Genomic DNA, 4,809 nt, shown 5'->3' with positions numbered 1-4,809 from the left:
GGCGGCCACCTGCACCGGCCAGGCCGCCGGCCCGTAGGAGCGGTGGCTGGTCAGCACCGCGCGCGGGGACTGGCCCGCGGCCAGATGCCCCAGAAAGGCCGGCCCGCTGCGGTAACCGGCATAGCAGGACGCGTCCACTTTTGCCGCGGGCAGCGCGCCGGGCACCTCCTGCACCGCCTGCGCCCGGTCCGCGAACTCCTGGTCGACCCTGGCCACCCGCGGCGGCACCGCCGCGCGCACCACATCGCTGACCGTGCCGGCGTAGCGTTCGGCCACGGCGGTGGCCAGCCGCAGCAGTCCGGGAGTGAGCACCGGCTGGGGCGAGACCACCTTGGACAGCGCCACCAGGCGCACGCCCTCGGGTGCCTCCGCCTTGCGTGCGGTAATGTAGCCGGAGACTTCCTGGCCGCCGAAGCGGGCCTTGACCCGGGCGCCGGGCACGGCGCCGGCCGCCAGTTCCTCGGGCACCAGGTAGTCGAAGGACCGGTCCAGATGGGGCAGCGGGGACTCGATCAGCACCTGCGCCACGGGGTTTTCCGCGGCCGCGGCCGAGGTTCCGCGCGGCCGCTTGGGCTGGCCGAATCCCTGCAGCAGGGAAAGCTGGACGGCGTCCCCCGTTGTCCCGGCTCCGCCGCTCATGGGCTCAGGCGTTGAAGTAGCTGCGCAGCGCCTCGACCCGGTCCGTCCGCTCCCAGGTGAAGTTCTCGTGCTCGCGGCCGAAGTGGCCGTGCGCAGCGGTCTGCTTGTAGATGGGGCGCTTGAGCTGCAGGTCGTTGATGATGCCCAGCGGCCGCAGGTCGAAGACCGCGTTGATGGCCGCGGCAATCTTCAGCGGGTCCACGGTTTCGGTACCGAAGGTTTCCACGTAGATGCCCACCGGGTGCGCCATGCCGATGGCATAGGCGATCTGGATCTCGGCGCGGCGGGCCAGCCCGGCGGCCACCACGTTCTTGGCCACCCAGCGCATGGCGTAGGCGGCGGACCGGTCCACCTTGGACGGGTCCTTGCCGCTGAAGGCGCCGCCGCCGTGCCGGGCCATACCGCCGTAGGTGTCCACGATGATCTTGCGCCCGGTCAGTCCGGCGTCGCCCACCGGGCCGCCGATGACAAAGTCGCCGCCGGGGTTGAGGATGTGGCGCACATGGGTGGTGTCCAGGTTGGAGGTGGCCAGCACCGGTTCGATGACGTGCCGGATCAGGTCGCTGTGCAGGTGCTTGTGGTCCACGCCGGCCTCGTGCTGGCTGGAAATGACCACGGTGTCCACGGAGACCGGCGTCATCCCGTCGTAGCCGACGGTGACCTGGGTCTTGCCGTCCGGGCGCAGGTAGGGCACGGTGCCGTTCTTGCGCACCTCGGTCAGCCGCTCGGACAGCCGGTGGGCCAGCCAGATCGGGGTGGGCATGAGCACAGCCGTCTCGTCGCTGGCGTAGCCGAACATGATGCCCTGGTCCCCGGCGCCCTGCAGGTCGTAGGGGTCCTGCTGCTTGCCCTCGCGCTGCTCCACCGAGGCACCGAACACGCCGGAGTAGATCTCAGGTGACTGCTGGCCGATGGACACCGAGACCCCGCAGCGCGCGCCGTCGAAGCCCTTGTCGGAGGAGTTGTAGCCGATGTTCAGGATCGTCTCGCGCACAATCTGCGGGATCTCCACGTAGCCCTCGGTGGTCACCTCGCCGACCACGTGGACCAAGCCGGTGGTCACCAGGGTTTCCACCGCCACCCGGGAATCGGGATCGACCGTCAGGAGGGCGTCCAGGATTGCGTCCGAAATCTGGTCGCAAATCTTGTCCGGATGGCCCTCGGTCACGGATTCGGACGTGAAGAGCCGCAGATTGCTATCAGTTGAAGTCACAGACATACCTTACTTGCTGCCGAGGCGTCCGCCCCACGGGCTGTGGGCAACGCCGGCGGCGGGAGATTCCTTCCGGCCGGTTACCGGGGTTTGAGCTCGCCGGCGATGCGCCCGATGATGGCCGCCGCGGTGGCGTCCTTGCTGCCGCTGACGGTTTCCGGTTCGCTGCCGTCCCGGTCCAGGATGGTCACGGTAGTCGAGTCCTGGCCGAAGACCAGGTCCTTGCCCACCTGGTTCAGCACCAGCAGGTCGCAGCCCTTGCGCGCCAGCTTCTGCCGCGCGTAGTCCAGCACGCCCGCCTCGGCGTCGCCGGTTTCGGCGGCGAAGCCGACGATCAGTTCCGGGCCGGCGTCATGCTCCTCGCGCCGGGTGACCAGCTCGCGCAGGATGTCCGGATTGCGCACCAGGGTGAGCACCGGATCGGCGGCGTCGTCGCGCTTCTTGATCTTGGTGCCGGCGGCCTGGGCGGGACGGAAGTCCGCCACCGCTGCGGCCATAATGACGACGTCGGCGCCGGCGGCGGCCTGCAGGGTGGCCTCGCGCAACTGGAGCGCGGTTTCCACCCGGGTCAGCTCCACGTTCTCCGGGGCGGGAACATCCATGTGCGCGGCCACCAGGTGCACGTCCGCCCCGGCAGCCGCGGCGGCGCGGGCCAGCGCCACGCCCTGCTTGCCGGAGGAACGGTTGCCGAGGAAGCGCACCGGATCCAGCGGCTCGCGCGTGCCGCCGGCGGTGACCAGCACGCGCCGGCCCTGCAGCGGCAGCTCGCCGGCCGGAAGCGGGCCGGCGAGGTAGGGAGCCAGGAAATCGAAGATCTCCGCCGGTTCCGGCAGCCGTCCGGGACCCGAATCCGGGCCCGTCAGCCGGCCCACGGCAGGTTCCATGACGACGGTGCCGCGGCCGCGCAGCGTGGCGACGTTGGCGGCGGTGGCCGGATGCTGCCACATCTCGGTGTGCATGGCCGGGACCATCACGACGGTGCCCCGCGCCATCAGCAGCGTATTGGTCAGCAGGTCCGAAGCCAGGCCCGCGGCGGCGCGGGCCAGCAGGTCCGCGGTGGCGGGGGCGACGACGACGAGGTCCGCCTCCTGCCCCAGCCGGACGTGGTTGACCGTCTCCACCGCGTCGAAGACGCTGTTGCTGACCGGGTTGCCGGAGAGCGCCTCCCAGGTGGCCCGGCCCACGAACTTGCCGGCAGCCTCCGTGGGGATGACGGTCACCTCGTGGCCGGCTTCCTTAAACAACCGGAGCAGGGACGCGGCCTTGTAGGCGGCGATTCCACCGCCCACACCAAGTACGATCCGCATGCCTGCTCCGGGACTATCCTGTTGTACCTTGCCTGTTGCCGGTTACTCGGCTGCCGGTTCGACCGGCTTGCTGACCAGCAGGCCCTCGTTGATTTCGCGCAGCGCGATGGAGAGCGGCTTCTCGTTGAGCCGGGTGTCAACGAGCGGGCCGACGTACTCGAACAGGCCCTCGTGCAGCTGGGAGTAATAGGCGTTGATCTGCCGGGCGCGCTTGGCGCCGAAGATCACCAGGGCGTACTTCGAGTCCGCGGCCTCCAGCAGGGAGTCGATCGGCGGGTTGATGATGCCTTCGAGGTTGGTCGACACAAATTCTCCAAATTCCGTGGGACGCGCGTCAGCGCTGGTGCGGGACCAGTCCCATCAATGAAACGAGCTCGTCTGCTGCCCGCTTCACATCGTCATTAATGACGGTGAAGTCGAATTCCGGTTCGGCAGCAAGTTCCAGTTTAGCGGTTTCCAGCCGGCGGCGCTGTTCATCGGGGCTTTCGGTGCCGCGGCCGACCAGCCGGCGGACCATTTCATCCCAGCTCGGCGGGGCCAGGAAGACGAAATTCGCCTCCGGCATGGTGGCCTTGACCTGCCGGGCGCCCTGCAGGTCGATTTCCAGCAGCACGGATTTGCCCTCGGCCATCGCCTGCTGCACCGTGGCGCGGATGGTGCCGTAGCGGTTGACCCCGTGCACCACCGCCCACTCGAGCATCTGGCCGGTCTCCACCAGCCGGTCGAACTCCTCGGCGGAGACGAAGAAGTAGTGCACGCCGTCCACCTCGCCCGGCCGCGGGGGCCGGGTGGTCGCCGACACCGAGAGCCAGACCTCCGGATAGTTGTCGCGAATGTAGGTGGAAACGGTTCCCTTGCCGACGGCGGTGGGGCCGGCGAGGACGGTCAGGCGGGGCGTGGGTGGCATACCTTCAATCTACCGGGTCCGGCCGCAGAGCCTGAAAACGGGTCAGGAGGATGAGCCGGGTTCGAGCAGTTCCAGCAGCGCCTTGCGCTGGTGGATGCCCAGGCCGCGGACCCGGCGGGTGCGCGCGATGCCTACCGTATCCATGATGCGGGCCGCACGCACCTTGCCGACGCCGGGCAGGGACTCGAGCAGCTCGGCCACCCGGAGCCGGCCAATGGCCTCGACCGTCCGGCCGGCTTCGATGACCTCGGCCACCGTCGCCTGGCCGGACTTCAGTTTCGCCTTGACGTCCGCGCGTTCCGCCCGGGCCGCAGTCGCCTTCAGCCTGGCCGCCGTCCGTTCGCCGTCCGTCAGTGGTCGCAGACTCACATCGAACCTCCACATCGCTCGCGGCGTCCGTGCCGTGTGGCGCGGATTACATCGGCCTGCACTGAACCTATCCGCTAGCCACGCGGAAAATCAATCCTCCCCGGCCAAGGCTGCCAAGGTCCTTTCGGCGGCGGCCCGCAGCCCCTGCGGGTCCGGTCCGGCCCCGAGGATGTCGCGGCTGGAGGTACCCAGGACATTGGCGTAGGCGGCGCCGAAAGTGGCGGCCAGGTCCGCGCCGGTGGCACCCTGGGCGCCCAGTCCCGGGGCCAGCAGCGGGCCGTTCACCGCGGCAAGGTCCAGGCCCAGATCCGCGATGGCGGAACCGACGGTCGCCCCGACCACCAGGCCTACGGAACCCAGCCCGCCGCCGTCGG

At 69.7% G+C, this 4,809-nt stretch carries 5 protein-coding genes and 2 pseudogenes; all 7 read right to left on the bottom strand.

Annotation, left to right across the window (positions count from 1 at the left end):
* Positions 1 to 639: pseudogene (locus ACFQ36_RS20795) on the bottom strand (primosomal protein N'); the annotation flags it as partial.
* Between the two features lie 4 nt (positions 640 to 643).
* The gene (gene metK, locus ACFQ36_RS20790) at positions 644 to 1,858 is read right to left on the bottom strand and encodes a methionine adenosyltransferase (protein WP_377017137.1); all 1,215 of its coding nucleotides are present in this window, start codon (positions 1,856 to 1,858) and stop codon (positions 644 to 646) included.
* Between the two features lie 74 nt (positions 1,859 to 1,932).
* Positions 1,933 to 3,159: a bifunctional phosphopantothenoylcysteine decarboxylase/phosphopantothenate--cysteine ligase CoaBC gene (gene coaBC, locus ACFQ36_RS20785; protein ID WP_377017135.1), complete on the bottom strand. Its 1,227-nt coding sequence runs from the start codon at positions 3,157 to 3,159 to the stop codon at positions 1,933 to 1,935.
* A gap of 42 nt (positions 3,160 to 3,201) precedes the next feature.
* Positions 3,202 to 3,465: a DNA-directed RNA polymerase subunit omega gene (gene rpoZ, locus ACFQ36_RS20780; protein WP_377017133.1), complete on the bottom strand. Its 264-nt coding sequence runs from the start codon at positions 3,463 to 3,465 to the stop codon at positions 3,202 to 3,204.
* Between the two features lie 28 nt (positions 3,466 to 3,493).
* On the bottom strand, positions 3,494 to 4,066 hold the full coding sequence (gmk, locus tag ACFQ36_RS20775; protein WP_377017131.1) for a guanylate kinase: 573 nt from the start codon (positions 4,064 to 4,066) through the stop codon (positions 3,494 to 3,496).
* 42 nt (positions 4,067 to 4,108) lie between these two features.
* Positions 4,109 to 4,435, bottom strand: coding sequence for an integration host factor, actinobacterial type (gene mihF, locus ACFQ36_RS20770; RefSeq protein ID WP_377017129.1), 327 nt, complete (start codon positions 4,433 to 4,435; stop codon positions 4,109 to 4,111).
* A 90-nt stretch (positions 4,436 to 4,525) separates the two neighbouring features.
* Positions 4,526 to 4,809: pseudogene (locus ACFQ36_RS20765) on the bottom strand (orotidine 5'-phosphate decarboxylase); the annotation flags it as partial.

Origin of the sequence: Arthrobacter sp. GCM10027362 (assembly GCF_042679445.1) — a bacterium.
Classification (GTDB): domain Bacteria; phylum Actinomycetota; class Actinomycetes; order Actinomycetales; family Micrococcaceae; genus Crystallibacter.
This window is presented reverse-complemented; position numbering and strand designations above follow the sequence as displayed.